Consider the following 25,697-nt stretch of genomic DNA (forward strand, 5'->3'; position numbering starts at 1 on the left):
ACGGAGATGAGCAGCACCGCATGAGCGACCACCTCGGCTTCCCGCCCGGCTTCGTCCTCGGCGCCGCGACCGCCTCGTACCAGATCGAGGGCGCGGCACGGGAGGACGGACGCGGCCCGTCGATCTGGGACACCTACAGCCACACCCCCGGCCTGGTCGCCAACGGCGACACCGGTGACGTGGCCTGCGACCACTACCACCGCTACCGCGAGGACGTGGCACTCCTGCGCGGCCTGGGCGTGGGCTCGTACCGCTTCTCGATCGCCTGGCCACGCATCGTGCCGGACGGCACGGGCCCGGTGAACCAGAAGGGCCTGGACTTCTACTCCCGGCTGGTCGACGAACTGCTCGCGGCCGGCATCGAACCGGCCGCCACGCTCTACCACTGGGACCTGCCGCAGGCCCTGGAGACCCCGTCGGAAGGCGGCTCCGCCGCGGGGCGCGGCTGGCGGGTCCGGGAGACGGCCGAGCGGTTCGCCGAGTACACGGCGGTCGTCGCCGAGCACCTGGGCGACCGCGTGCCGCGCTGGATCACCCTCAACGAGCCGTGGTGCAGCGCGTTCCTCGGCTACTCCGTCGGGCGCCACGCGCCCGGCGCCAAGGAGGGCCGGGGCGCGCTGGCCGCCGCCCACCACCTGCTGGTCGGCCACGGACTGGCCGTGCGGGCGTTGCGCGCGGCGGGGGTGCGCGAGGTCGGCATCACCCTCAACCTGGACCGCAACCTGCCCGCCACCGGCTCCCCCGCCGACCTGGCGGCCGTGGTGCGCGCCGACACCCAGCACAACCTGGTGTGGACCGAGCCCCTCCTCGCGGGCCGCTACCCGGACACGGAGGAGGAGACCTGGGGCGAGCTGATCAGCGGGCAGGACTTCCGGCGCGAGGGCGACCTGGAGCTGATCTCCCAGCCGCTGGACTTCCTCGGGGTCAACTACTACCGGCCGGTCGTCGTCGCCGACGCCCCCTACCGCGAGAGCGACCCCGACCGGCGCGTGGCCACGGACAACCGCTACCAGGAGGTGCCGCTCGCGGGGGCCCGCCGCACCGCCATGGGCTGGCCGGTCGCCCCCGCCACCTTCACCGACCTGCTGGTCTCCCTCAAGGAGCGCTACGGGGACGCCCTGCCGCCGCTGCACATCACGGAGAACGGGTCGGCGGAGGAGGACGAGGTGAGTCCCGACGGCGCGGTCCACGACACCGACCGGGTGGCCTACCTGCGCGACCACCTCGGCGCGCTGCGGGCCGCCATGGACGCGGGGGTGGACGTCCGCGGCTACTACGTGTGGTCGCTGCTGGACAACTTCGAGTGGGCGTTCGGCTACGACAAGCGTTTCGGCATCGTCCGGGTCGACTACGACACACAGCGGCGCACCCCGAAGGACAGCTACCACTGGTACAGGTCGCTGATCGCCGCGCAACGCGGCTGAGCGAGGCAGGGCGACGCGGGGCCGGCCGCCACGGGGGCAGGCCCCGTCAGGCCCGGCCACTGCGGGAGCCGGCCCCGCCACGGGACCGGTCGCCGCGGGGGCCCGCGCCACTCCGTGGGAGAGGACCGCCGCGCGGGTCAGGCACGCGCCTCGTGCGGGTCCGGGCCGCTCGCGGCGCGCTCGGCGCAGGCGGCCGGGTCGGCCAGTACCTCCCGTACGACGACTCCGGCCGCGCCCCGGGCCGCGTCGCCCAGCGCGGAGGCCGCCCGCAGCCTGCTCCGGTCCTCGCGCCACAGCCCGGAGACCACCCGGCGCGCCAGCTCACGGTCGACGGCCGGGGCCAGCCACTCGATCAGTTCCCGGTAGACGCCGCCGAGCATCACGGCGTCCGGGTCGAACAGGTTCACCGCTCCCGACACCGCCACGCCCAACTGCCGCCCGGCCCGCTCCATCGCGGACAGCGCGGCGGGGTCCGCGCGCCGCGCCCGGCGCCGGAGTTCGGCGACACCCGGCACGCCCGCGTCCGTGCCGACGCCGGACGCGTCCAGCAGGGCGGCCTGACCGGCGTACTGCTCCAGACAGCCCCGGGCGCCGCACCGGCACAGCGGCCCGTCCGGGTCGACCACCATGTGCCCGATCTCGCCGGCGAAACCGTGCGCGCCGCGCAGCAGTTCGCCCCGGAGCACGAGGGCACCGCCGATGCCGATCTCCCCGGTGAGATACAGGAAACTGCGCACTCCCTCCGTCCCGGCGCCGTACCACAGCTCCGCGAGCGCGGCGGCGTTCGCCTCGTTGTCGGAGCTGACCGGCAGCGCCGGACGGCCGGGCCGCAGCGCGCTCAGCGCCTGCGCGAGCAGTCCCTCGACGGGGACGCGCCGCCAGCCGAGGTTGGGGGCCTGCCGGACGGAGCCGCCGGTGACCAGGCCCGGCACCGCCACGTGGGCGCCGACCGGTTCGAGCCCCTGTGCGGAGGCCGAATCCAGCGCCCGTGCGGCCAGCCGGGCCGCGCGCCGCAGCACCTGCGACGGCGGCACCCCGCGGTTGTCGACGTGTTCCTCCAGCCGCACCCGGTCGGTGCCGGCGAGGTCGACGACACAGGCGACGACGTGGCCGACGTTGATCTCCACGCCGAGGCCCGCCGGGCCGGTCCGGGCGACCTTGAGCACCGTGCCGGGGCGGCCCGCCTGGCCGCTGCTCGTCTTGCCCGACTCGGTGACGAAGCCGTGGGCGAGCAGCTGCTCGACTAGGGAGGACACCGCGGCCCGGGTCAGTCCGACCCGGGTGGCGATCTGGGCCCGTGTCACCTCGCCCGCGTCGTGCACGGTCCGCAGCACGAGGCTGAGGTTGTGCCGTCGGACGGTGACCTTGTCGGCCTTCGGCCCCAGCTCAGTGGTGTGGTTCTTCATCGTGGTGCCGAGCGTAACGACGCGGCGGACCGGGTCTCGACCCGCGACCGGCCGGGGCCGCCCGGCACGCGGCGGAGACGGCCCGCGGCCGGTCGGGCGGCGGGGCGGCGGCCCGCGGGAGGCGGGCGGGCACCCCGGGGCGCGGCGCGCGGGCACCCCGGCGGGGCACGGGGCCGCACCAGGGTCGCCCGGGAGTTGGGGTCACACCGGGGATCCCGGGTCACACCAGGGGTTCGCTCAGTTCGACGGCACGCAGCGCGGCGGCCAGCGCCTGCGCGTCGCCGACGTCGAGGGCGGTGTCGGTGAGTTTGATGACGTGCTCGTCGCCGTGGACGAGGGCCCGCTCGAAGACCTCTTCCGGCGCGAACGTGCCCGGGGGCGCGTACGCGACCGGGTCCCTGGGGGCGTACATGGCGGTGACCGCCGCGGACGCCGTCCAGGCGGCCCGCAGGCTCGGGGCCCACAGCACCCGGGGCAGTGCGGGCAGCGTGCGCAGCACGGCGTTGGGTGCCGTCGCGGCGTGGACCAGCATCGTCGGCTCGCCGTGGCCGTGTGTGGCGTACCGGTGGGTCGCCGCGCGCACCAGTTCGGTGAGTCGCCGGTGCGCCTCGTCGGCGTCGGTGACCGCGGCGGCCCACACGGGCAGGCCCGTGACGCGGCCGAGCCGGTCCGGGAAGCCTCCGTCCTGCTCCGCGATGGGCACCACCGCGTCGAGGGCACCGGCCGCGCTCGCGGCGCCGGGCAGCGGCACGAGGTCCGCCACGGGACGGTGACGGGCGGCCCAGTAGCCGAGGCCGTGGGCCAGTTCGGCCAGGCGCGGCCCGGTGCTCCCGCCGGTCAGCAGGGTGCGTACGGCGTGGCCGACCCGGATCACCGGGTGCGTCGAGCCGCCGTACATGCCGGGCAGCAGCCGGGGCCACCACTCGGTGAGCACGTCGCGCCAGGGGCGTTCGGCGATCTCGCGCTCGAAGTGGCCGATCCAGTCGGCGACCCGGCGCGGATCGCCGAGCGCCGTACGCCAGTCGGCGGCCGTGACGGGTTCGGTGCCGGAGGGGAAGTCCTCCAGTCTGCCGGTGTACAGATCGAGCCAGCGGTGCACCGCGCCCGCCTGCCCGTGCGCGGCCAGCGCCTCGACGGCCATCGGCGCGTGGTTGGTGAGTCGCCCGAGCCGTTCCGGGCCCGACCGGTGCAGTCGCTGGAGCGCTTCGTCGAGAATCCCTGTCTGTGCCATGGCGAGGACGCTAGGCGGCCGTCCGCGGCGGCGGAACGGGCGGAAGTCCTGAGTCACCGCCGGATCCGCGCGTCCGGTCCTAGGCGGGACGGCGTAGGACTGCCGCGGGGGGACCTTGCGCACGGGCCTCCGCGGAGCTTTCCGCACAGGCCTCACCGGCTGCCCTTCGCGAGGCGTCGAAGGGCGCGGTGCGGGCCGGGCGCCGGACTGCTGCCGCGCCCCGGACGGCCCGCCGCGCGTCGGACTGCGGCCGCGTGCGGGACGGCGGCCGCGCGCTGGACTGCGGGGCGCGTGCGGGACGGCGCGCGGGTGCCGCGGCCGTACGCCCGGATGGAGCACACCGGCGCGGTCCCCGACCCCTGCTGTTCCTACTGTGAGTACCGAGCCGGACACGTTCTGTCCGTGCGGCTCCCTCTCACCCGTGCGGGGACCGCCCGCGCCGGTTCCGCCAGACGCCGGTTCTCCCAGAAAGGCTCTGCCGTGAACGTACCCATACCCTGGCGCCGTCGTGGCGCCGTACTGCTCGCGCTCGGCGCCGTCCTGTGCGGTCCGGCCGCACCGGCACTCGCCCGCACCACTGTCCCGACTCCCGTCGCGACCGCCGGCGCGCCCACCGCCGACGCGCGCACCGGCGGCGACGGTCCGGCGGCCCTGTCGCTGGCGCCGCTCGCCTGCCGCCTGGGTGAGGAGCTAGCCGCGCTGCGCGGCAAGGACCTGGAGACGGCCTTCCTCGCGGGGATCATCGCGCACCACGAGGCGGCCATCGGCATGGCCCGGCTGGAGACGGAGCGGGGCACGGACGGCGCGCTGCGCGCGCGTGCGAACGACCTGATCACCGCCCACCAGCGCCAGGTGGAGCAGTTCACCCGCTGGTTGCGCCAGTGGTACGGGATGACTCCCGAGCAGGCGTCGGCGAAGCTCCCCGCCGGCGTCGGCAGGGCGGTGCGGGGGCTGGAGCAGGAGGGCCGGCGCCTGCTGGCCGGGCTGCGCGCGACGGCCGGCGGCGAGGCGTTCGACCGTGCGTTCGTGAACATGATGATCCCGCACCACAACTCGGGTCTCGTCGAGTTCCTGGAGCCGCAGGCGCGTGCGGTCCACGCCGAGCTGCGGGCGGCCGCCGCCTCCGGGGCCACCGGCCAGGAGTCGGAGATCACGGACTTCCTGGCCTGGCTCTCCCGGCACGCCGGGCAGTCCGCCATCCCGCCGGCCGACACGTCCGCGGCCACGTCCACGTCCGCCTCCGCGTCGGCGCAGGCCGTGCTGCCGCGGGGCGCGGCGGACACCGGGGACGGCGCAGGCCAGGCCTCCACCGCGCCGCTCATCGCCGCCGGGAGCGCCGTGGCCGCCGCCGGCGCGGGCGCCGGTGCCCTCCTCCTGCTGCGGCGTCGGCGCGGTGCCGCGCGCGGCTGACGACGACGGCGGGCAGGGACACCCCGGGCGCGGCCACGGGCGTCCGGACCCCTACGCCGGACATCGTGCACCCGCCGCCGGACCTCCCGGAGAGGATCCCGGACTTCCCGGAGACGACGCGGGCCTTCCCGGACGGGCGGCCGGACATCCTGGAGACGATGCAGGCCTTCCCGGACCCGCCGGACTTCCCGGAGGTGCCCCGGGCCCTCCCGGACCCGGCCCCGGACACCCCGAAGGCGGCGGACCTCCCGGGAACGACCCCGGGCGCCCTCGACGCGACCCCGGACCTGTCGGAGGCGATGCCGGGGACCCGGGGCGTGACGGCGGGTCTTCGGGGCGTGGCGGGGGCGGGAGGCCGCTGTGGCCGGCCGCCGTCTGCGTCACCGCGGGCCTGGCGGGACTGACCGTCGCGGTCCGCGGGGTCCTGGAGACGCACGAGCCGCCGCCCCGGGCCCCGGCGAGCGCGTCCCTGCCGCCGGACACCCGCCCCGCCGCTCCCCCCGGAGCGCCCGCTCTGGGGCACTCCCCGCCCGTGCGGATCGACCTCGCGCGCCTCGGCATCCACGCGGACGTCCTCGGTCTCGGCCTGAACGAGGACGGCACGGTCGCCGTGCCCCGCCCGGAGCAGGCCCGCGAGGCCGCCTGGTACGACGGCAGCGCGGCGCCCGGGCAGCCGGGGCCGGCCGTGGTGCTCGGCCATGTGGACTCCGCGCGGCTGCCCGGCGGCAGAGCCGTCTTCTGGCGCCTCGGGGAGGTCCGCGCCGGGGACCGGGTGGACGTGCTGCGCGCCGACGGGATCACCGCCCGCTTCACCGTCGACACCGTGGTCACGGTGGCCAAGGACCGCTTTCCCACCGAGGCCGTCTACGGGCCCACGCGGGCACCGGAGTTGCGTCTCATCACCTGCGGCGGCACCTACACCGGCGGCCGTGGTTACGACAGCAACGTCATCGTGTTCGCCCACTACACGGACTCCGCGGGCGGCGGGCGGCGGCCCGGGGCGGGTCCGGCGGGCACGGGTGCGCCCCGGGCACCCTCGGTCACCGGCCGCTACAGGCGGTGAAGGCAGACGGACGCAGGTGACCTTCGCCGCCACAAGGTCAATACTTCAGTAGACGGGACGGACGGCCGCCGGTGCCAGGCGGCCGTCAGCGCCTCATGCCAACCGCCGTCCACGCCGGTGGCCTGCGGGGAAGCAGGCCCTGGAGGCAAGCGCCGAGCTATGGAGGAGACCCCATGAGGATGTTGATCAACGTGGCCGAAACGGTGGTCGCGGACGCGCTGCGCGGCATGGCGGCGGCCCATCCCGAGCTGACGGTCGACGTGGACAACCGGGTGATCCTGCGACGGGACGCGCCGGTGGCCGGGAAGGTCGCCCTGGTGTCGGGCGGCGGTTCGGGGCACGAGCCGCTGCACGGCGGGTTCGTGGGGCCGGGGATGCTGACGGCCGCGTGTCCCGGAGAGGTCTTCACCTCCCCGGTGCCCGACCAGATGCTGCGGGCGGCGGCGGCCGTGGACAGCGGGCAGGGTGTGCTGTTCGTGGTGAAGAACTACACGGGCGACGTGCTCAACTTCGACATGGCGGCCGAACTCGCCGAGGACGAGGGCATCCGGGTCGCGAAGGTCCTCGTCAACGACGACGTGGCGGTGACCGACAGCCTGTACACGGCGGGGCGGCGCGGCACCGGCGCCACCTTGTTCGTGGAGAAGATCGCGGGCGCCGCCGCCGACGAGGGGCAGCCGCTGGAGCGCGTGGAGGCGATCGCCCGGCAGGTCAACGAGAACGCGCGCAGCTTCGGCGTCGCGCTGAGCGCCGTCACCACCCCGGCCAAGGGGAGCCCCACCTTCGACCTGCCGGCCGGTGAGCTGGAGCTGGGCATCGGGATCCACGGCGAGCCGGGCCGGGAGCGGCGGCCGATGATGACCTCGGGCGAGATCGCGGACTTCGCTGTCGACGCGATCCTGGACGACATGAGCCCGCGCAACCCCGTGCTGCTCCTGGTCAACGGAATGGGCGCGACCCCGCTGCTCGAACTGTACGGTTTCAACGCCGAGGTGCACCGGGTGCTGGCCGAGCGCGGTGTGGCCGTCGCCCGCACGCTGGTCGGCAACTACGTCACCTCCCTCGACATGGCGGGTGCCTCGGTCACGCTGTGCCAGATCGACGAGGAGCTGCTGCGGTTGTGGGACGCGCCCGTGAACACGCCGGGACTGCGCTGGGGTGTGTGACCGGTGCCGGCACCTCGTCCGTATCCATCACGCAAGGGAGTTCCAGTGCTCGACGCCGATTTCTTCCGCCGTTGGATGACGGCGACGGCCGCGTCCGTCGACCGTGAGGCGCAGCGGCTCACCGACCTCGACTCGGCCATCGGGGACGCCGACCACGGCAGCAATCTGCAGCGCGGTTTCACGGCGGTGCGCGACGCGCTGGAGAAGGAGGCGCCCGACACGCCGGGCGGGGTCCTGACGCTGGCCGGACGGGAGCTGATCTCGAAGGTCGGCGGCGCGTCGGGGCCGCTGTACGGGACGCTGCTGCGCCGCACCGGCAAGGCGCTCGGGGACGCCTCCGAGGTCTCCGGCGAGCAGCTCGCCGAGGCGCTGCGGGCCGGCGTGGACGGGGTGATGAAGCTGGGCGGTGCCGCGCCGGGCGACAAGACGATGGTCGACGCGCTGGTGCCGGCCGTGGACGCGCTCGGTGAGGGCTTCGCCGCCGCGCGCGCCGCCGCCGAGCGGGGCGCCGAGGCGACCACGCCGTTGCAGGCCCGCAAGGGCAGGGCGAGCTATCTCGGGGAGCGCAGCATCGGGCACCGGGACCCGGGTGCCACGTCGTCGGCGCTGCTGGTCGCCGCCCTCGCCGAGGCGGCCGGAGCGAGCGCGGCGGACGGGACGAGCGGAACCGGCGCGGACGGCGGGGCGAGCGGGAGCAGTGGGACGGCCGAAGGGGTGGAGGGCTGACGTGGGTGGTGACGGCGCACGGGTCGGGATCGTGCTGGTGTCGCACAGCGCCGAGGTCGCGGCGTCGGTGGCGGAGCTGGCGAGGGGACTGGCGGGCGGGGCCGAGGGGGTCGCGGTGGCCCCCGCGGGCGGCCGGGAGGGCGGCGGCATGGGCACCAGCGCGGAGCTGGTCGCCGCGGCGGCTGCCTCCGTGGACCGGGGGGCCGGGGTGGCCGTGCTGACCGACCTCGGCAGTGCCGTGCTCACGGTGAAGGCGCTGCTCGCCGAGGGCGACGAACTGCCCGAGGGTACCCGGCTGGTGGACGCGCCGTTCGTCGAGGGCGCGGTGGCGGCCGTGGTGACGGCGGCCACCGGGGCCGGGATCGACGCGGTCGAGGCGGCCGCCGCGGACGCCTACGCCTACCGGAAGGTGTGAGCCGGGCCGGGGGACGGGCCCGGGGCGCCGGCCGCGGGCCGGGCCCGTCCCCCGGTCACCGGGTCCGCGCCCTGCCGCCCACCAGCCGCCGGACCAGCCGTTCGCCCTGAGCCACGGCCTCGGCGTGGTCCTCGATGCGGCCGACCCGGGAGTTCTCGAAGACGATGTAGGTCACGCCCGAGCGTGCGCCGCCGCCGCGCGGGTCGGCGGGGATGCCGAGCTGGCGGGCGGCGGCGTAGGAGGCCTCGCCGATGACGTCCCGTGGCCCGGTGTCGCCGACGACCGCGAAGCGCACCCGGTCGCGGTAGACGAGGGCGGCGACGGATCCGCCGCGCAGGCCGTGGGCGCGGTGGTTCCAGATCCGGCTGGGTGCGGGCAGCACGATGTAGGGCAGGCGCTCGGCGTTCAGCCGGCGTCCGTCGGACTGCGTGTAGGCGGCGGCGGGCGAGAACTGCGGGTCGGTGCGCCGGTTGCAGCGGCGGGTGGGCCGTCCGTCGCAGTCGATGTCCAGGTCCGCCTTCCAGTAGACGGCGCCGGACAGCCCGCAGACCGGGATGGTGGCGCGAGTGCCGGCGTCGGAGCGGTAGCGGCCGTGGGACACCTGGGCGCAGTGACGGGTCCTGGCCAGCAGGTCGGCGGCCACGACGCCGCCGTCGCCGCGGGCCGCCGGCTCCGCCGGGGGGCGGTACGGGACGGGGGTGGCGGGCAGTGTCGTCGGAGCCAGCAGGGCGGCGCTCGCCGCGACGAGGGTCAGCGACTGGACACGCACGATGAGGAACCCTCTCCTCGGGGACATTGACTGACTTTCATCTCATCGGTGATGAAGGTGATCGTGCGGCACACGTTAGGGGACCGGACGGCGCGGAGTGCGTCATGCCTGCCGGACGGCCGGGGGCCGGGCCGCTGGGCCCGTGCCGTCCCGGCCGCCGGCGACGGCGCGGGATCAGCGACGACAGCGGTCCGCGCCACGGCACGAACTCCCCTGGTACTCCGGGGAGTTCGGCTGAGATGTGGTTCAGCATACGCAACCGTGTGCGCGCCCCTCCCCGCCCGGTCCCGCGGCGCGCACACCTCGGGCCCTCTTGATGGGCTCACATCAACGCGGCATATTGGTCCGGACCTTGGCCGAAGCGGTGTTCGGGCTTCCCGCGCCGCAGTTGACGGGGAGGCAGACTTCGTGCGACGCGTTCCCGAGCCGGTTTCCCCGCCCGGCGGCGTTCACCGCCTTCCCGGGCGTGTCGTCGTGGCCTGCGGGGCGCTCGCGCTGCTCGCGGCGTGCGGGCAGGGCGCCGCGGACGGCGGGGAGGGCGGCGGCCCCGGCGCGCCCACCGGGGTCACCGCGGCGGCCGGCAGCGCCACCAGCGTGCACGTGATGTGGAACGCCTCGCCCTCCGGGTCGGGCGTCCGGGCGTACCGGGTCTACCGGGGCACCGCGCGGGTGACGGACGTACCGGCCACGGAACACATGGCGGACGTCACCCGGCTCAGCCCGTCGACGGCGTACGTGTTCTCCGTGCGGGCCCTGGACACCGAGGGCAGGCTCGGGCCGCGCAGCCGGCCGGTGCGGGCGACGACGCCCGCGGCGGCCCCGGCCGACCGCTCGGCCCCGTCCCGCCCGCGCTCCCCGCGCGGCCGGACGGTGGGCAGCCGGGCCGTGCAGTTGTCCTGGCAGCCCTCCGAGGACGACCGGCGCGTGGTCTCCTACGACATCTGCCAGGGCGCCACGAGGATCCACAGCGTGGGCGGGAACCAGACGGCGACGGTGCTCACCGGGCTGCGGCCGGGCACCCGCTACTCCTTCACCGTGCGGGCCCGCGACGCGGCCGGCAACCTCTCCCCCGCGAGCGCCGCCCTCCCGCTCACCACGCCGGGCTCCGACGACGGGCGGGACACCGCGCCGACCGCGTTCCACGCGGCGACCCACCGGGCGGAGGGGGCGTACTACCTCGACCTCGACTGGGTCGCGCCGCGCACGGAGACCGTGGTGACGGAGTACCAGATCGAACTCGACGGGCGACCGGCCACCTCCCTGGTCTGGGGCGGCACGCCGCCGCGCGGGACGGCGTCGTACAGCTTCTACCTGGGCCGGGAAGCGGGGGCCGCGCACCGGGTCCGGTTGCGGGCGAGGCTGCCCGACGGTACCTGGGGCGGCTTCTCGCCGGAGCGCACGGTGACCACCGGGCAGGGCCGCCGGTAGCCGCGGTCCGCCGGGCCCGGGCCCGTGCGCAGGGGCCGCCCGCCGGACGACGGGCGGCCCCTGCCGGAAGACCGTCCGCCACTCACCGGACCTCCGGCACGGGACCTCCGGCCGGTCACCGCACCAACCCTCGATACGGGACCCCCGACCGGTCACCGCACCCTCGGGACAGGCCCCCCGCCGCTCACCGCACCCTCGGTGGCGTCCGTCCGCCGGAGCCGCCGCCGCGGCGGCGGTCACCCGGGTGGGCGCGCCGCGCGTGCGATGGGCGCCCCCGGGGCGTTGGCTGCCCCTTGAGGAGGCAGCACGGGCGAATTCCCTATCTCCGGCGGCACATGGGGTGGTCCGCCGACCGTGCCGCCGGAGGGACTCCCATGCGCCACACTCAGCCACTCACGCGCTCCGCCCCGGCCGCGGCGGCGGTCACCGCCGCTCTCGCCCTCGCCGCCGCGCCGGCCGCCGCGGGCCCGGGCATCTCGGTGAGCGCCAACGGCTCCACCGTGTCGGTCACCACCAGCGCGTGCACCCTGGTCGGCGGCGGCTGGGGGACGGCGTCGCTGCTCGCGCCCGGGCAGACCAGCTTCGCCCAGGGACGCAGGTCGGCGCTGGCGGGGACGACCGTGAGCCAGTCGGCCGCCTGGCAGAGTGTGCGGCCGGGCACCTACACCGTGATCGTGGTGTGCTCCGACAACATCACCGCGGGCACCCAGTCGATCGTCGTCGCGGCCGCCTCGAAACCGACGGTCTCGGCCACGTCCGCGCCCGCCCGGCCGTCGCGCGGTGTGATGGGCGGGCTCGGCGGCGCGGTCAGGGACTACCGTACGGTCACGTTCGCGGCGGGCGGGGCCCTGGTGGGGGCCGGACTGATCGCCACGGGCTGGGTGCTGCGCCGCCGCCCCAGGCCGTACCGATTGTGAGGGTCCGCGCGCTCGGAGCCGCGAACCGAACGGGCGCCCGGCCCGCGACGCCCGGCCCGCACGCTCGCGGCGTTGCCGAAAGGCCCCGATGGCTCCGCTGCAGGACCTTCCGGCGCCTTGCGCCCGCACGCACCGGACGCACCGGACGCCGCGAGCTGACCGGACGCCCATGCCGTTCGCAGCTCTCAAGCGCCGTCCGGCAGCTCGGCGAACTCCTCCAGGGCGTGTTCCAGCCACCGGGTCCAGAAGGTCTCCAGGTCGATGCCGGCGCGCAGCACCAGGTGCCGCAGCCGGTCCTGCGCGCCGTCCCGGCCGGGCGGGAAGTCTCGCTCCTCGATCTCCCGGTACTCCGCCAACTGCCGTTCGTGCAGCTCCAGATGGCGTCGGAGGTCGTCCTGGATGCCTGCCGTGCCGACCACCGCGGCCGCGCGCAGCCGCAGCAGCAGGGCGTCCCTCAGCGGCTTCGGGTCCTGCGCGGCGGCGCTCCAGCGGGCCAGTTCCGCACGGCCCGCGGGCAGGACCTCGTAGCTCTTCTTCTGCCCGCGGGCCGGCTGCTCGGCCGGCAGGGTGCGGATCAGGCCGTCCGCCTCCAGCTTTCCCAGCTCGCGGTAGATCTGCTGGTGCGTGGCCGACCAGAAGTAGCCGATCGACCGGTCGAAGCGGCGCGTCAGCTCCAGCCCCGAGGACGATTTCTCCAGCAGGGCGGTGAGGATGGCGTGCGGCAGTGACATGCGGTCCATCCTAGGGAGGGCGGGGTCGGGCCGGACCCGGCCCGGCACGGGCCTGACCGGGCCGCCCGGGACGGGCGGAGGCCGGGTCCCGGGCGGCCGGACCGCGGTGCTACAGGGCCGCCGCCAGTTCCGTGCCCTGCCTGACGGCGCGCTTGGCGTCCAGTTCGGCGGCCACGTCCGCGCCGCCCACGAGGTGCGCGCTGCGTCCGGCGGCGAGCAGCTCGTCGTACAGGTCCCGGCGCGGTTCCTGCCCGGTGCACAGGACGATGGTGTCGACCTCCAGGACGCGGCTGGTGCCGTCGACGGTGATGTGCAGTCCGGCGTCGTCGATCCGGTCGTAGCGCACACCGGGGACCATGGTGACGCCGCGGTGCCTGAGTTCGGTGCGGTGGATCCAGCCCGTGGTCCTGCCCAGCCCGGCGCCGACCTTGGTGGTCCTGCGCTGGAGCAGGTGGACGGTGCGCGGCGGAGCGGTCCGCTCGGGCGCGGCGAGGCCGCCGGGCGTGCGGTAGTCCGTGTCGACGCCCCAGGCGCGGAAGTACGCCGCCGGGTCCTCGCTCGTCCTGCCGCCGCCGTCGGTCAGGTACTGGGCGACGTCGAAGCCGATGCCGCCCGCGCCGAGGACGGCCACCCGCTCGCCGACGGGGGCGCCGCGCTGGAGCACGTCGAGGTAGCCGAGGACGCGCGGGTGGTCGACGCCGGGGATGTCGGGGGTGCGCGGGGTGACACCGGTGGCGACGACGGTCTCGTCGTAGCCGGTGAGGTCGTCCGCGCCCACGCGTGTGTCCAGCCGCACGTCGACGCCGTGCGCCGCGAGCTGGTGGCGGAAGTAGCGCAGCGTCTCCTCGAACTCCTGCTTGCCGGGGACCTTGCGGGCCACGTTGAGCTGCCCGCCGATCTCGCTCGCGGCGTCGAACAAGGTGACCTGGTGGCCGCGTTCGGCCGCCGCCACCGCGCAGGCCAGGCCCGCCGGGCCCGCCCCGACGACGGCGACGCGCTTGCGCCGGCGGGTCGGCGAGAGCACCAGTTCCGTCTCGTGGCAGGCGCGCGGGTTGACCAGGCAGGAGGTGATCTGCCCGCTGAAGGTGTGGTCGAGGCAGGCCTGGTTGCAGCCGATGCAGGTGTTGATGGCCTCGGGGGTCCCGGCGGCGGCCTTGGCGACGAAGTCGGGGTCGGCGAGCATCGGGCGGGCCATGGACACCATGTCGGCGCAGCCGTCGGCGAGCAGCCGCTCGGCGAGTTCGGGGGTGTTGATGCGGTTGGTGGTCACGAGCGGGACGGAGACCGCGCCCATGAGCTTCTTGGTCACCCAGGTGTAGGCGCCGCGCGGCACGGAGGTGGCGATGGTGGGGATGCGCGCCTCGTGCCAGCCGATGCCGGTGTTGATGAGGGTGGCGCCCGCCGCCTCGACGGCCCGGGCGAGGGTGATCACCTCGTCCAGGGTCGAGCCGCCGGGCACCAGGTCGAGCATGGACAGCCGGTAGATGAGGATGAAGTCCTCGCCCACCGCCTCGCGCACCCGGCGGACGATCTCGACCGGCAGGCGCATGCGGTTCTCGTAGGAGCCGCCCCAGCGGTCGGTGCGCTGGTTGGTCGGTGCGGCGACGAACTCGTTGATCAGGTAGCCCTCGGAGCCCATGATCTCCACGCCGTCGTACCCGGCCTGCCGGGCGAGGCGGGCGGTGCGCGCGTAGTCGTCGATGGTCCGCTCGATGTCGGCGTCGGTCAGCTCGCGGGGTACGAAGGGGCTGATGGGCGCTTGGAGGGGGCTGGGAGCGACCAGGTCGCGGTGGTAGGCGTAGCGGCCGAAGTGCAGGATCTGCAGGGCGATCCGGCCGCCCTCGCGGTGCACGGCCGCGGTGACGGTGCGGTGCCGGGCGGCCTCGGCCTCGTCGGTCAGCGTGGCCCCGCCCTCGTAGGGCCGTCCCTCGTCGTTGGGGGCGATGCCGCCGGTGACGATGAGGCCCACTCCCCCGCGGGCCCGCGCCGCGTAGAACTCCGCCATGCGCTCGAAGCCGCCCTCGGCCTCTTCGAGCCCGACGTGCATCGAGCCCATGAGGACACGGTTGGGCAGGGTGGTGAAGCCCAGGTCGAGCGGGCTCAGCAGGTGCGGGTAACGGCTCATCGGGCCCTCCGTGCGTGGTGTCGTACCCGCTAGTTGTAGAGGACCCGGAGACTGTTATGCAACTTGTTGCACAAACGTGGGGCATGCGTGTGCCTCGCCCGGAGGGCGGCCGGCCGTCCTCCGGGCGACAGGGCAGGGGATGTGGGATCGCTGTGGGACGGAAGCGCAGGGGGCGACGGCCGCGCGCCGTCATCCCGGCGCCGGGCCGCCGCCTTCCCGCGGCGGCCCGCACCGCCGTACCGGCCGCCTTCACCGCCCCGGCCGTCCCGTCACCGTCGTACGGGCCACCGTCACCGCCGTGAAGGCGGCCGCCGCCCGCCGGCGGGCGAGGCCGTCACCGGCCGTACCCGCCGCCGTCGGTGGTCCGCGGTCCGTATCCGCGGCCGTGGGCCCTCAGTGGCTCTCCAGCCGGACGTGCAGCTCCCGCTCCTGGTCCCCGGAGGCCGTGGCCAGGTCGTGCACGGTGAACAGGGAGTCCAGGGTCGTACGGAACCTGTCGATCGCCCAGTAGCCGCCCTGCACGTCCGCGGTGACGGACGCCCCGAGCCGGGCGGGGCCGCACTCGGACCCGGTCGTCTCGGCGACGTCGAAGGTGCCGAGCCACACCGTCGGGCGTACCTCGTGGAAGTCCCGGGGAACGTCGTCCGTACACCGGTCGGACGAATAGCAGGCGCACAGGGCGTCGAACACGGTCCGGGCGTCTTCCTTGCTGCATCCGCTCAGCTCCACCGAGACGGACTCCGGGTGCGCTCGCTCGCTCTCCATCGTGATCGCTCCTCTCGTGACCGCGCTGTACTACCGCACAGGGGTTCCCCCGAAGCCGCGCTCCACCCTCACTGCTCTCCAGCAAAGCACCACCGCCTGTGCGGCACTACCGGCGCTCCCGGCCGCTTCGGGGCGGTCCTTCCGGCGCATTCGGGGGGACGGCCGCCCGGGTGTTGAGAGATGGTGGAGGGAAGCGGCGGACCCTCTCGGCGTGAGCGGGGGCGCGGTACGACGGGGTGTGCCGGCACCGGGGACGGCGGGCCGCGTGGACGGGTGAAGGCGGTGCGTGGGATGACTGCAGCCGGGGCTCCCCTGGCCGAGGGCGACGAGCCGGTCTCCGGTCCGGTGCAGCCGAGCGGCCTGCTCGACGTGCTGCGCGTGGCCTCGGTGGTGCTGGACGCCGACGGACGCATCGTGCTGTGGAGCCCGCAGGCCGAGGAACTGTTCGGCTACTCCGCGCGCGAGGCACTGGGCCAGTACGCGGCCCGCATCATGGTGCACGAGGAACACCTCGACGTGGTCATCAAACTCTTCGCCGACGTCCTGCGCACCGGCCGCAGCTGGGCGGGCGCCTTCCCCATCCGGCACAAGGACGGCAGCACCCGTCTGGTGGAGTTCCGCAACATGCGGCTGCTGGACGACCGCGGGGACGTCTACGCGCTCGGGCTCGCCGCGGACCAGTCGACCGTACGGCGACTGGAGCGGGACGTGGCCCTGTCGGCGCGGATCGTCTCGCAGTCGCCGATCGGCCTCGCCGTCCTCGACACCCGCCTGCGCTACGTGTCGGTCAACCCGGCGCTGGAGCGGATCGACGGCGTCAGCGCCGAGGAGCACATCGGCCGGACCGTCCCGGAGGTGCTGGTCCAGGTGGACGCCGAGGCCGTGGAGTCGGCGGCGCGGCGCGTCCTGGAGACGGGACGGTCCGTCGTCGACGTCTTCGCGGTCGGCAGGACGCCGGCCGACCCCGACAGCGACCACGCCTGGTCGGTGTCGATGTACCGGCTCGAGGACGCGGTCGGCACCCCGCTGGGCGTGGCCGTGTCGGTCGTCGACATCACCGAGCAGTACCGGGCGGGCATCGAGGCGGAGGCCGCCCGGCGGCGCCTGGCCCTGATCGCCGACGCCTCGGCCCGGATCGGCACCACTCTCGACCTGGACCGCACGGCCAGGGAACTGGCCGACGTCACCGTGCCGGAACTGGCGGACGTGGCGGCCGTGGACCTGCTGGAGGCGGTCGTCGCGGGCCGCCGCAGCACACTGGGGCCCGCCGAGCCGGCCGTGATCAGAGCGCTCGCGGTGCGCGCCGACCACGCCACGGACGCCCTGGAGGCCGCCGACACGCCCGGGCAGATCGCCCGCTACGACCCCGACCGCCTGGTCACCCGGTGCGTGCGCACCGGAGAGCCGGTGCTGGTGGCCCATGTGACGGACGAGGACCTGACGTGCATCGCCCGGTCTCCGGAGGCCGCCGTGCTGCTGAGCCGGGCGGGCGTGCACTCGTACCTGGCCGTGCCGCTCATCGCGCGCGGCGAGGTGCTCGGCGCCCTGGACCTCAAACGCACCCGCAACCCGGACCCCTTCAGCGACGACGACGTCCTGCTGGCCCGCGAGCTGGCCGCCCGCGCGGCGGTGCAGATCGACAACGCGCGCTGGTACCAGAACGCCCGCGACACCGCCCTCACCCTGCAGCGCAGCCTCCTGCCCCACCATCCCTCGGTCACGGGCGGCCTGGAGGTCGCCTCCCGCTACCAGCCGGCCGGGGCCACCACCGAGGTGGGCGGCGACTGGTTCGACGTGATCCCCCTGGAGGACGACAAGACGGCCCTGGTCGTCGGTGACGTCATGGGCAGCGGCATCGGCGCGGCGGCCACCATGGGCCGGCTGCGCACCGCCACGAAGGCCCTGGCCTCGCTCGACCTCGACCCCGCGCGGCTCCTGGAGCACCTGGACCGGATCACCGACGGCCTGGACCACTCCATCGCCACCTGCCTGTACGCCGTCCACGACCCGCGGCTGCGCCAGTGCCGGATCGCCAACGCCGGGCACCTGCCGCCGGCCCGGGTCAGGGCCGGCCGTCTGCCCGAGCTGCTCGACCTGCCCACCGGGGTGCCGCTGGGCGTCGGGGGCGTCGCGTTCTCCACCACCACCGTCGGCCTGGAACCCGGCGACCAGCTGGTGCTGTACACCGACGGGCTGGTCGAGACCCGCCGGCATCCGCTGGACGAACGCCTGGACCTGCTGCTGTCGCTCCTCGACGATCCGCTGCGTCCGCTGGAGGAGCTCTGCGACCTGCTGCTGCGCACGCTGCGCCAGCCGGACAACCACGACGACGTGGCACTGCTCGTCGCCCGCGCACAGACACCGTCCTAGGTGTACCGACCCGCAGCCACGAGACCGGCATCCACCCTCCCACGGACCCGGACCCGGACCGAAGCCGGCCCGCCTCGGCTCCGGCACCGACCCGCCCGGAGCCCCGATCATCGCCGTGTGCCGACGACGACGTGCGCGGCCAGTTCCTCCGAGGCGGCCAGGCGCACGGTGAGTCCCGCCGCCTCGAAGGCGGCCAGGGCCGCCGGTGCCTGGCGCCCGCTCGTCTCGACGAGGAGGCAGCCGCCGGGGGCGAGCCAGCCGGGGGCACCGGCGGCGACCCGGCGCAGCACGTCGAGGCCGTCGGCGCCGCCGTCGAGCGCGACCGGCGGTTCGTGGTCACGGGCTTCGGAGGGCAGCAGGGCGACCTCGTCCGTGGGGACGTAGGGCACGTTCGCGGCGAGGATGTCCACGCGGCCGCGCAGCGCGGCGGGCAGCGCCTCGAACAGGTCGCCCTGGTGGACCCGGCCGCCGGCGGCGCCCACGTTGCGGCGGGCGCAGCGCACCGCCGCCGGGTCGATGTCGGCGGCGTGCAGTTCGACCGGGCCGAGGGCGCCGGCCAGGGCCGTGCCCACCGCGCCCGAGCCGCAGCACAGGTCCACCACGACGGAGGCGTCGGGCACCTGGGCCAGGGCCTGGCCGACCAGGAACTCGGTACGGCGACGGGGCACGAAAACGCCCGGGTCCACGGCGATGCGCAGACCGTGGAACTCCGCCCAGCCCAGCACCTGTTCCAGCGGCAGGCCGGCGGCCCGCCGCTCCACGAGGGCGGTGACCTCGTGCGGTGTGCGGGCGGTGGTGAGGATCAGCTCCGCCTCCTCCTCGGCGAACACGCAGCCGGCCGCGCGCAGCGCCGCGACGACCGCGGCGGGTGCGGCCGGATCCGGCGGGACGGGGGCGGGCGCGGAGCCGGCGGAGGAAGGGGAAGGTTCCGCCGGAGCGGAGGACGGGGAGAACTCGGGCGAAGAGGGGTGAAGTTCAGGCATGGAGGGCCGAGACCTTTCGGAAGCGAAGGGTGCTCCCGCGGTCACCTGCCGACGGTGATCCGCGCCCGGTGGGAGGAGAGCACCCGAGCCGACACAGCGGTAATGGGTCTCACCTCCTCCGTCTCCTGCGGCCGGGAGCGTCCACGACCGCAGGTCACCTTACCCCAACCTTCAGACGGCGACGGTTTCTTCGGTCTCCTCCTCGGCGGCCTCGCGGGCCGCCTCGTCGGCCGCTTCGGTGCTCGCGCGGGGCGCCCGCGAGCCGGTCCCCTGCGAGCCGGTCTCCTGCGAGCGCTCCGCCTCTCCGGGGTCCCGCGCCGGCAGCGCGGGCGCCGTGCGCGGCGCACCGGCGGCGTGGGCGCCGCCCGCCGCATGCGCTCCCCCGGCCGCGTGCGCCCCGTGGGAGGCGGACGTCCGCAGTCCCTCACAGGCCGCCGCGACCGCGGTGACCGCCAGTCCGGCCAGCAGCCACACCACCAGGGTCCACAGGTTGCGGCCGAGGCCGTCGCTGCCGAAGTACAGCAGGCTGCGGGCGCCCTCGACGAACCCGGCGCCGTTCCAGAAGGCGTGCAGGGTGCCGAAGAAGCCGTTCTGGAGTTCGGGCCGGAACAGACCGCCGGAGGTGGTGAAGTTGAGCATCACGAACAGCACCATCATGGTGAGCGTGGTCCACCGCTTGAGGAAGGTGTGCAGACCGACGCCGATGAAGAGGATGCCTGCGGAGTAGAGCCAGGCCATGCCCCAGATGCCCGCCAGGCTGTGCGGGGCGAGGTGGAAGACGGGACCGGCGAGCAGCGCGCCGATGCCGCCGACCACGGCGGACACGCCGAGGGTGAGCAGGGCGCGGATCCGCATCGGCAGGGCGGCGCCCGCGGCGCCGATGGCGGCGACGGAGGCGTAGGAGCCGATGCTCAGCGCGACCAGCAGGAAGAACAGGCCCTGCCCCGTGGGGTCGTGGGAGGTCGGCGGGGCCACGTCGGTCACCTTCAGCGGCAGGCCCTGGCGCGCGGCGACCGGGGTGAAGACCTTCTCCACGGCGGTGGCGCTCATGTCGGACCCGGCGCCGGCCACGATCACCTCCGGGGCCTTGGCGCCGGGCACGTAGGCGCCGTCGATGTCGCGGGACATGAGCAGGTCGACGGCACGGTCCCGGGTGCCGACCGTGCGGACGTCGAGCTGGTCGCCGGCCGCGTCCTTGACCGTCTGGGCGAACACCTTGGCCTGCGGACCCGAGCCCACGACCGCGACGGGCAGGTGGTGCGGCTCCGGGGTGACGAACGCGCCCATGTACGCGAGCCCCATGCCCAGGCACATCAGCAGGGGGGTGATCAGGTGGGTGAGCACATGGCGCAGCGCAGGCGACCTCATCGCTCACGACCTCCAATGGTTGGCATATACAACTCCGTTTTCAGTTGTACTATACAACCAGAATGAGCCGGGGAGGTATTCCGTGACAGCAGCCGAAGAACCGGGGGGGCGCGCCGCCGCCCCGGGCGCGACCGCGACCGGTCCTGCCCGGGAGGGGCCCGTCGAGACCATCCAGCGCGAGATGACGGTCTTCGCCCGCCGGGCCAGGGCCTCCGCGGGCCGCATGCACCCGGAGCTGTCGCTGGTCTCCTACACGCTGCTCGGGCACCTGGAGGAGCGCGGCGGCTGCCGGGCCACCGACCTGGCCGCGCACTACGCCCTGGACAAGTCCACCGTCAGCCGGCAGGTCGCCGCGCTGGAACGGGCCGGGCTCATCGAACGGCGCCTGGACCCGGAGGACCACCGGGTCCAGGTGCTGCACCTCACGGACGCCGGCCGGCAGCTCCTCCTCCAGGTCACCGACAGCCGCCGGGCGGCCTTCCAGGAGCGGCTGGCGGAGTGGCCCGAGGAGGACCTGAAGCGCTTCGCCGGCTACCTGACCCGCTACAACTCCTGGACACCGCCCGACGGCGGCTGACCCGGACCCGGGCCCGGGCGGGTGGCCGCTACGCCGCCGGCGCCGCGGCCACCGCACCGCCCTCCGCCTTCTCGGGCGCGCGGGCAGCGAGGAAGGCGGTGCGGCGCCGCAGACGGAAGCCCAGGGACTCGTACAGCCGTACGGCGTTCGTGTTCCGGGCCCCCGTGTGCAGGAAGGGCGTCTCGCCGCGGGCCCGGATGCCGTGGGCCACGGCCGACACGAGCCGGCTCGCCAGGCCCCGGCCGCGGAAGGCGGGGTCCGTGCAGACCGCGCTGATCTCGGTGTACCCGGGCGGGTGCAGCCGCTCCCCCGCCATCGCGACGAGCGCTCCCTGCCGCCGTATGCCGAGGTAGGTGCCGAGCTCGATCGTGCGCGGCAGGAACGGGCCGGGCTCGGTGCGGGCGATCAGCGCGAGCATCTCCGGCACGTCGGCGGGGCCGAGACGGACCGCCTCCGGATCGGGGGCCGCGGCCAGGCCGTCGTCGACGAGCTGCACGCCCTCGACCCGGAAGGTGATCTCCCAGTCCGCGGGCACCCGGCCCGTGAACCCCGGCAGGGGGACCTCGGTGCCGGGCCCGGCGAGGGCGGCGAGGTCCGCCCAGTCCCGGGCGTCGGGCTCCTCGGGCAGCGCCGACCACGGCGACACGTCCACCGGGTAGCGCAGCACCCGTCCGCGCCGCTCGGCGAAGCGGGCGTGCGGGCCGGTCAGGGAGGCCAGGGCCGGGTGGTCGAGGACGTGCCCGCGCACCGGCCCGCCATCGGTGCGGCCCGACCGCACGCTCACGCGGCGACCTCGATCACGACCTTGCCGCGAGCGTGCCCGTCCTCCACGGTGCGCAGCGCCTCGGCGGCCCGTTCCAGCGGGAACGTCGCGGTGACGTGCGGGTCCAGGGCGCCGCGTGCGACCAGGTCCGCCAGTGCGTCCAGGACGGCGGCGGTCCGGGCGCGCCGCACCCGCGCGCCGCCCAGCGCCTCGACGTCGGACTCCGGCGCGCCGGCGGTGATCAGCTTCGTGCGGTCGGCGGCCAGGTCCGCCGCCTCCTTCAGCACCTCGCCGCCGACGAGGTCGTAGACGCCGTCGGCGGCGCCCGCCGCGGCGGCCCGCGCGCGTTCGGCCCACCCGGGCCCGGACGGCACGTGCACCGCGCCGAGCCCCTCGACGAAGTCCTTCTTGCCCCCGCTCGCGACGCCCACGGCCCGCAGCCCGAAGGCGCGGGCGATCTGCAGGACCGCCGCGCCGACCCCGCCGCCCGCGCCGGTGACGAGCACGGTGGCCCCGGCCGGCAGGTCGAGCTGGCGCAGGCCGTCGTAGGCGGTGGCCGCGGCGACGGGCAGCGTGGCCGCGTCGGTGAACGGGACCGCCGCGGGCTTGTGCGCGGTCAGCGCCGCCGGGAGCAGGGCGTACTGGGCGTAGCCGCCCGCCACCACGTTCCCGAAGACCTCGTCCCCGGCGGCGAAGCCGGTGACGCCGTCACCGGCCTCCTCGACGACACCGGACGCCTCGCTGCCGAAGACGACCGGGAAGACCGGCTCACCGCTCTCGCCCGGCCGCCGGAAACCCGTGCGCAGCTTCCAGTCGACCGGGTTCACCCCCGCCGCGCGCACCGCGATCAGGATCTGTCCGGGACCCGGCCGGGGCCGGTCGACGTCCATGAGCGCCTCGGTCTCCGGACCGCCGTACCGGGTGAAGACGTACGCCTTCGGCATCGCTCCCACTCTCCTTCGCTGTCACGTTCGCTCCGGCCCGCGCTGTCGCGCGGGCCGCCGCCGGCGCCGCACGTCCGCCGCCGTCCGCACCGCGCCTTCCGTGCCGTCCGCGCCGTCACCTGACCGCCGCGGGGCGGCCTCGGCCGGCACGCCACCTGCAAGGGAGATCGTCCGGCGGCTATTCCCGGTGACCGGGGTGCGCGCCGGAGAGTTCATACAGCCGTCACACCGGCCGGCCGCGCCCGGGTCGGGAGCAGGTCCGGCGAGCACGTACGGTGGAACGCGTAAGCAACCGTCCCGCCCGGCCGGCGGGAGGTCCGTCCCGTCCGACCGGCGGGCCGCCACGCGCACGGCGGCCTGGAGGCACCACCCGCATGCACGTCACCCGAGGCTTCACCGGGCGCCCCCGCGTCCACAACCCCGGCCTGCCGCCCGGGCAGTACGACGCGGGCGACGACTGGCCCGTCCTGTCCGCGGAGGTCACGCCCGACCTCGCACCCGCCGACTGGACCTTCCGCGTCGACGGCCTGGTCGCCGAGGACCGCACCTGGGACCTGGAGCAGGTGCGGCGGCTCCCGCAGTCCGCCTACGAGGGCGACATCCACTGCGTGACGGGCTGGTCGCGGTTCGGGGTGCGCTTCGGCGGGGTGTCGCTGGACGTGTTCCTGGACGCGGTGCGGCCGCACGCCGCCGCCACGCACGCGGTGGCCTACTCCCACACCGGGTACACCAGCAACCTGCCGCTGGCGGACCTGCGCGGCGGGCGCGCCTGGATCGCGTTCACCCACGACGGCGAGCCGCTGACCGCCGAGCACGGCGGTCCGGCCCGGCTGCTGGTGCCGCACCTGTACTTCTGGAAGAGCACCAAGTGGATCGCCGGTCTGCGGATCCTCGACCACGACGAGCCGGGCTTCTGGGAGCAGAACGGCTACCACGCCCGGGGCAACCCCTGGGAGGAGCAGCGGTACTCCGGTGACTGAGACACTGCCGGCCCGGACGCCGGTGAACGAGACGCAGGCGAGCGGGACCCTGGTGAACGAGACGACCGTGGGCGAGACGTCGGCGGGTGAGACGCCGGCCGGCCGGGTGTTCACGCCGCCGACCCGGTTCGCCGTTCCGGGGCGCATCGCGGTCGGCGAGCAGGTCGCCGCGACCTGGCGGACGGCGACCCTGACCGAGATCCGCCGGGAGACCCCGCGCGCCGCCACCTTCCGCCTGGCCGTGCCGGGCTGGGCCGGGCACCTGCCCGGGCAGCACCTGATGCTGCGGCTGACCGCGCCCGACGGCTACGTGGCCCAGCGCCACTACTCGCTGGCCTCCGCGCCCGACGACTCCGGGCACATCGAGCTGACCCTGGACCACGTCGAGGGCGGCGAGGTCTCCGGCTGGTTCCACACGGTGGCCCGGCCGGGCGACCAGGTGGAGGTGCGGGGCCCGCTGAGCGGCTTCTTCGCCTGGCCCGGCGACCGTCCGGCGCTGCTGCTGGGCGCGGGCAGCGGGGTCGTCCCGCTGATGTCGATGGTGCGCCACCACCGCGCACGGCGCCTGAGCGTGCCGCTGCGCCTGCTGGTGTCCGCCCGCAGTCCCGAACAGCTCATCTACGCCGGGGAGTTCGGCGCGGAGACCACGGCCGTCTTCACCCGCCGGGCCCCGGCCGGCGTGCCGGTGGGACGGCTGTCGGCAGCCCATCTGGCGCCGCTCGTCGCCGAGTCGCCCGAGGGCGGCTGGGAGGCGTACGTGTGCGGGTCCAACTCCTTCGCGGAGCACGCCTGCCGGCTGCTCGTCGCGGCGGGGCTGCCCGTCGACCGCGTCCGCGTGGAGCGCTTCGGCTGACGGGGGTCGGCGCGGGCGTGCGGCCCGTGCCCGGGCGCGCTCTCCGAGAGCGCTGCACGCCCCCGCACGGCCGCCCCCGACCCGATCACCCGCGCCCCCGCCCTCGCTTGTCCGGCCCGCCGGAGACCCCTTCCCGCAGCCGCCCTGACCTGCGGATCACCCGAACCGCGGTGCGCGGCCCGGCCGTCCGGTCCACGGACCGGGGCTGGCGAGTGGTCCGGCCGCCGCCGTACGGTGTGATCTTCCTCAGTGCGTCTCTTCCCAAGGCGGTCGCCGATGCCCCTGTTCGACCTTCCCCTCGACGAACTCCGCGAGTACCGCAGCGCCTCCACGGAGCCCGAGGACTTCGACGCCTTCTGGTCCAAGACCCTCCAGGAGGCGCGCGAGCACGATCTCGGCGCGCGTTTCGACCTCGTCGACACCGGCCTGAGCACGGTCAAGGTGTACGACGTCACCTTCGCCGGCTTCGGCGGCCACCCGGTCAAGGGCTGGCTGACCCTGCCCGCCCGGGTCGACGCGCCGCTGCCGCTGGTCGTGGAGTTCGTCGGCTACGGCGGCGGGCGCGGGCTGGCGCACGAACACCTGCTGTGGGCGTCCACGGGCCGGGCGCACTTCGTGATGGACACGCGCGGACAGGGCAGCGCCTGGGGCGGCGGTGGCGGCACGGCCGACCCGGTGGGCGGCGCTCCGGCGTACCCCGGCTTCATGACCCGGGGCATCGACGCGCCCGAGAACTACTACTACCGCCGGGTGTTCACGGACGCCGTCCGCGCGGTCGAGGCGGCCCGCTCGCACCCGCTGACCGACTCCGCCCGGACCGTCGCGCTCGGCGCGAGCCAGGGCGGCGGCATCACGATCGCGGTGGGCGGCCTGGTGCCGGACCTCGTCGCCGTCGCGCCGGACGTGCCGTTCCTGTGCGACTACCCGCGCGCCGCGACCCTGACGGACCGCCACCCCTACCGGGAGATCGGCCTCTACCTCAAGACGCACCGCGGCCGCACCGAGGACGTGCTGCGGACGCTGTCGTACTTCGACGGGGTCCACTTCGCGGCCCGCGGCCGGTCGCCGGCCCTCTTCTCGGCGGCGCTGGAGGACCAGACGTGCCCGCCGTCCACGGTGTTCGCCGCGTTCAACGCGTGGGCACACGAGGACAAGACGATCGAGGTGTACGACTTCAACGACCACGAAGGAGGCGGCCCCTACCAGGAGGCGGCCCAGATGCGCTGGCTGCGCTCGCGCGCCTGACGCACCCCCTGGGCGGCGGCGACCGCACCGGACCGCAG

General features: G+C 75.4%; 23 protein-coding genes. 13 read left to right on the plus strand and 10 right to left on the minus strand.

The annotated features are described in order from the left end of the window. The first annotated feature begins 20 nt into the window (after positions 1-20). On the plus strand, positions 21-1,424 hold the full coding sequence (locus tag IG64_RS09165; protein ID WP_037853988.1) for a GH1 family beta-glucosidase: 1,404 nt from the start codon (positions 21-23) through the stop codon (positions 1,422-1,424). 137 nt (positions 1,425-1,561) lie between these two features. Here the strand turns inward: IG64_RS09165 and IG64_RS09170 are convergent, their stop codons facing one another. Then, complete coding sequence (locus tag IG64_RS09170) at positions 1,562-2,830, minus strand: ROK family transcriptional regulator (RefSeq protein WP_037853989.1); 1,269 nt, start codon at positions 2,828-2,830, stop codon at positions 1,562-1,564. 220 nt (positions 2,831-3,050) lie between these two features. Then, complete coding sequence (locus IG64_RS09175) at positions 3,051-4,061, minus strand: questin oxidase family protein (RefSeq protein ID WP_037853990.1); 1,011 nt, start codon at positions 4,059-4,061, stop codon at positions 3,051-3,053. Positions 4,062-4,541: 480 nt separating this feature from the next. On the opposite strand from IG64_RS09175, the gene IG64_RS09180 reads away from it, so the two are divergent. From IG64_RS09180 to IG64_RS09200, 5 genes are all read left to right on the plus strand, one after another. Then, positions 4,542-5,471, plus strand: coding sequence for a DUF305 domain-containing protein (locus tag IG64_RS09180; RefSeq protein WP_158771517.1), 930 nt, complete (start codon positions 4,542-4,544; stop codon positions 5,469-5,471). After that, a complete protein-coding gene (locus IG64_RS42815) occupies positions 5,455-6,534 on the plus strand; it encodes a class F sortase (protein ID WP_267883397.1) in 1,080 nt (359 codons plus the stop codon). Before IG64_RS09180 ends, IG64_RS42815 begins: the two co-directional genes overlap by 17 nt. 173 nt (positions 6,535-6,707) lie before the next feature. Continuing rightward, positions 6,708-7,700 carry a dihydroxyacetone kinase subunit DhaK gene (gene dhaK / locus IG64_RS09190; protein WP_037853991.1) on the plus strand — a complete coding sequence of 331 codons (993 nt, stop codon included), beginning with the start codon at positions 6,708-6,710 and terminating at the stop codon, positions 7,698-7,700. Between the two features lie 45 nt (positions 7,701-7,745). Further along, complete coding sequence (dhaL, locus tag IG64_RS09195; RefSeq protein ID WP_078883899.1) at positions 7,746-8,426, plus strand: dihydroxyacetone kinase subunit DhaL; 681 nt, start codon at positions 7,746-7,748, stop codon at positions 8,424-8,426. A gap of 1 nt (position 8,427) precedes the next feature. After that, complete coding sequence (locus tag IG64_RS09200; RefSeq protein ID WP_037853992.1) at positions 8,428-8,841, plus strand: PTS-dependent dihydroxyacetone kinase phosphotransferase subunit DhaM; 414 nt, start codon at positions 8,428-8,430, stop codon at positions 8,839-8,841. A 55-nt stretch (positions 8,842-8,896) separates the two neighbouring features. Here IG64_RS09200 and IG64_RS09205 read toward each other — a convergent pair whose 3' ends face one another. Continuing rightward, positions 8,897-9,610 (minus strand): glycoside hydrolase family 75 protein, encoded by a 714-nt coding sequence (locus IG64_RS09205; protein ID WP_037853993.1) that lies wholly within the window; start codon positions 9,608-9,610, stop codon positions 8,897-8,899. A gap of 408 nt (positions 9,611-10,018) precedes the next feature. Between IG64_RS09205 and IG64_RS09210 the strand changes: the two genes are divergently transcribed. Continuing rightward, positions 10,019-11,038, plus strand: a complete 1,020-nt coding sequence (locus IG64_RS09210) for a fibronectin type III domain-containing protein (RefSeq protein WP_051812578.1) — start codon at positions 10,019-10,021, stop codon at positions 11,036-11,038. Between the two features lie 374 nt (positions 11,039-11,412). Continuing rightward, a complete protein-coding gene (locus IG64_RS09215; RefSeq protein ID WP_037853996.1) occupies positions 11,413-11,955 on the plus strand; it encodes a hypothetical protein in 543 nt (180 codons plus the stop codon). 185 nt (positions 11,956-12,140) lie between these two features. On the opposite strand, the gene IG64_RS09220 is transcribed toward IG64_RS09215, so the two are convergent. The 3 genes from IG64_RS09220 to IG64_RS09230 form a co-directional block, all read right to left on the minus strand. Next, positions 12,141-12,686 (minus strand): PadR family transcriptional regulator, encoded by a 546-nt coding sequence (locus IG64_RS09220; protein WP_037853998.1) that lies wholly within the window; start codon positions 12,684-12,686, stop codon positions 12,141-12,143. Between the two features lie 109 nt (positions 12,687-12,795). After that, positions 12,796-14,811 (minus strand): NADPH-dependent 2,4-dienoyl-CoA reductase, encoded by a 2,016-nt coding sequence (locus tag IG64_RS09225; protein WP_037854000.1) that lies wholly within the window; start codon positions 14,809-14,811, stop codon positions 12,796-12,798. A 393-nt stretch (positions 14,812-15,204) separates the two neighbouring features. Next, complete coding sequence (locus IG64_RS09230) at positions 15,205-15,576, minus strand: hypothetical protein (protein WP_037854002.1); 372 nt, start codon at positions 15,574-15,576, stop codon at positions 15,205-15,207. Positions 15,577-15,867: 291 nt separating this feature from the next. On the opposite strand from IG64_RS09230, the gene IG64_RS09235 reads away from it, so the two are divergent. Continuing rightward, positions 15,868-17,946, plus strand: coding sequence for a SpoIIE family protein phosphatase (locus IG64_RS09235; protein WP_037854004.1), 2,079 nt, complete (start codon positions 15,868-15,870; stop codon positions 17,944-17,946). Between the two features lie 107 nt (positions 17,947-18,053). On the opposite strand, the gene IG64_RS09240 is transcribed toward IG64_RS09235, so the two are convergent. Beyond that, on the minus strand, positions 18,054-18,929 hold the full coding sequence (locus tag IG64_RS09240) for a putative protein N(5)-glutamine methyltransferase (RefSeq protein ID WP_037854006.1): 876 nt from the start codon (positions 18,927-18,929) through the stop codon (positions 18,054-18,056). Between the two features lie 171 nt (positions 18,930-19,100). Beyond that, positions 19,101-20,297 (minus strand): membrane protein, encoded by a 1,197-nt coding sequence (locus IG64_RS09245; protein ID WP_037854008.1) that lies wholly within the window; start codon positions 20,295-20,297, stop codon positions 19,101-19,103. 82 nt (positions 20,298-20,379) lie between these two features. On the opposite strand from IG64_RS09245, the gene IG64_RS09250 reads away from it, so the two are divergent. Then, positions 20,380-20,874 carry a MarR family winged helix-turn-helix transcriptional regulator gene (locus IG64_RS09250; protein WP_420709901.1) on the plus strand — a complete coding sequence of 165 codons (495 nt, stop codon included), beginning with the start codon at positions 20,380-20,382 and terminating at the stop codon, positions 20,872-20,874. 28 nt (positions 20,875-20,902) lie between these two features. Here IG64_RS09250 and IG64_RS09255 read toward each other — a convergent pair whose 3' ends face one another. Then, a complete protein-coding gene (locus tag IG64_RS09255) occupies positions 20,903-21,658 on the minus strand; it encodes a GNAT family N-acetyltransferase (RefSeq protein WP_037854010.1) in 756 nt (251 codons plus the stop codon). After that, positions 21,655-22,581 carry an NADP-dependent oxidoreductase gene (locus IG64_RS09260; RefSeq protein WP_037854011.1) on the minus strand — a complete coding sequence of 309 codons (927 nt, stop codon included), beginning with the start codon at positions 22,579-22,581 and terminating at the stop codon, positions 21,655-21,657. The genes IG64_RS09255 and IG64_RS09260 overlap by 4 nt, the downstream gene beginning before the upstream one ends. A 374-nt stretch (positions 22,582-22,955) precedes the next feature. Here IG64_RS09260 and IG64_RS09265 point away from each other — a divergent pair, with 374 nt between their 5' ends. The 3 genes from IG64_RS09265 (at position 22,956) to IG64_RS09275 (ending at position 25,659) form a co-directional block, all read left to right on the plus strand. Further along, positions 22,956-23,561, plus strand: a complete 606-nt coding sequence (locus tag IG64_RS09265; RefSeq protein WP_037854012.1) for a sulfite oxidase-like oxidoreductase — start codon at positions 22,956-22,958, stop codon at positions 23,559-23,561. Between the two features lie 106 nt (positions 23,562-23,667). Next, positions 23,668-24,414 carry a ferredoxin reductase gene (locus IG64_RS09270; protein ID WP_037854097.1) on the plus strand — a complete coding sequence of 249 codons (747 nt, stop codon included), beginning with the start codon at positions 23,668-23,670 and terminating at the stop codon, positions 24,412-24,414. A 276-nt stretch (positions 24,415-24,690) separates the two neighbouring features. Further along, positions 24,691-25,659 (plus strand): acetylxylan esterase, encoded by a 969-nt coding sequence (locus IG64_RS09275; RefSeq protein WP_037854013.1) that lies wholly within the window; start codon positions 24,691-24,693, stop codon positions 25,657-25,659. Positions 25,660-25,697 lie beyond the last annotated feature (38 nt).

Origin of the sequence: Streptomyces sp. NRRL S-340 (assembly GCF_000720185.1) — a bacterium.
Lineage (GTDB): Bacteria > Actinomycetota > Actinomycetes > Streptomycetales > Streptomycetaceae > Streptomyces.